The sequence below is a fragment of the Paraburkholderia xenovorans genome (assembly GCF_046030735.1).
Taxonomy (GTDB): Bacteria; Pseudomonadota; Gammaproteobacteria; order Burkholderiales; family Burkholderiaceae; genus Paraburkholderia; species Paraburkholderia xenovorans_A.
Window position 1 is genome coordinate 1 of record NZ_JAQQBV010000096.1, and the last position, 1,692, is coordinate 1,692.

Sequence of the window (1,692 nt, forward strand, 5' to 3'; positions counted from 1 at the left end):
TGTCAAGGCTGGTTTCAAATGTCGTAGCGGCAGCTATTTAGAAATGTCGGGTTTTGACGTTGAGTTTGACTCTGTCTTTAACGGTTTGAATCTCACGTAGCGTTGAAGGAGCGCGCGTGAACGGGCAGGGCGTGTCAGTCCGTTCAGCCGGATCCTGCAGACCGACGGCCAGGTTTTGAAGATGTCTTCGGCTGCTGCGCGATCTGCACGATCACCTCATTGACGTCGGCCCGCGTGAACTCGCGCTGCTTCTTCGTGCCGGGTTCGCGCTGATCACGTTCGGCCGGCAACCCGCGGTTCGTGCGCGACGGCGAACCCGAGGCACGCCGGTCATCACGCTGCGCCTGCAACGCCTGCGCGACCTGCAGCGCGTGCCCCAGTCGCTTGTGCTCGATCACTGCACCCTGATCGATCCCAGCCAGCCGGTCATACGGGATGCAGGCAAGGGCAGCGCCATCCGCCCTGACCTCGATGCGCCCGTCCGGATACTCCCACACGTCGATATACCGGTGGATCAGCTTCCGGTTCGCCGGGGTGTCGTCCAGCAGGTACATCACGCGGTCGTACTGCACCGTCAGCGATTTCGTCACACGCCGCAGTTCACGCCAGGTCAGCAGCGCGTCCAGATCCTCATCCTCCCGCAGCGGCCGGTGCGCGTCGAACGTGCTCTTCGGCGGTTTCGCGAAGTGGGCGTTGTAGCCGGCAATGAAGGCGGGCGCATACGCATTGGCGGCCGCAATGGTGCTGATGCCGCGCAGCCGCATTTCCTTCACGAGCCGGTCCTGCAGTGTCAGGTGTGCGCGCTCGACGCGGCCCTTCGCTGAACTGCTGTTCGCGCAGAACGTATCGATGTTCAGCTCGTACATCGCCCGGCCAAAGTGCGTCACGCCCCGGTCGCCGGTCTGCGTATGTGTGGGTCGGAACACACTGGCCTTGTCGCTGTAGAACGCGACCGGCTTGCCGTACTGCTGCAGATACGCGCGCGTCGCCTCGAAGTAGCTGAAGGTCGATTCGGTCGCCGTGAAGTGCAGCGCCATCAGCCGGCTCGTCGCATCGTCAACGTACACCAGCAGCGTGCAGGCCGGCGCCCGCGCCTCGAACCACGGATGCTCGCTGCCGTCGATCTGCACCAGCTCGCCGACACACGCCCGCCGTGCCCGCGGCTGGTAGATCTTCGGCGGGCGCTGCCGGCGGGGAATCCACAGCCCGGCGTCGGTCATCAGGTGACGCACGGTCTCCTTCGACAGCGTGATGCCGTGGCATTCACGCAGTTTCTCGCACGCCAGCGTCGGGCCGAAGTCCGCGTAACGCTCACGGATGAGCGTCAGCGCCCGCACGGCCAGACCTTCGTCCAGCTTCCGGTTGCCGGGCCGGGCGCGCCGGCCTGAACATAATCCGGCGGCACCTGATGCCCGATAACGGATCACCAGGCGCTCCACCTGCCGTACGCTCAGCCCCAGCCGTTCGGCGGCACGACCGGGCTTCAGTCCCATCTCAACAATCGCCTGAACCATCTTCAACCGGTCGAGTTCGCGCATGTTCAGTGTCACCAGTTCGGCTTGACGCATGCTGGGCTCCCATCGTTTGACCGGAAGCACCGAGCATGGCACCAGCTGCAAAACACGACATCTGTATCTTGCTGAAACACGACACTCTCATCTTGCTGCTACAACCATAATGTTGATAATTTAT

At 63.2% G+C, this 1,692-nt stretch carries 1 protein-coding gene; it reads right to left on the bottom strand.

The annotated features are described in order from the left end of the window. Positions 1 to 143: 143 nt before the first annotated feature. Entirely contained in the window at positions 144 to 1,568 is a 1,425-nt protein-coding gene (locus PQQ51_RS34255; protein WP_408501612.1) for an ISNCY family transposase, read from the bottom strand. Positions 1,569 to 1,692 lie beyond the last annotated feature (124 nt).

Bases quoted from the DNA above. Each gene is read 5' to 3' on its own strand.
- PQQ51_RS34255 (WP_408501612.1), bottom strand. From the start codon at position 1,568: ATGCGTCAAGCCGAACTGGTGACACTGAACATGCGCGAACTCGACCGG.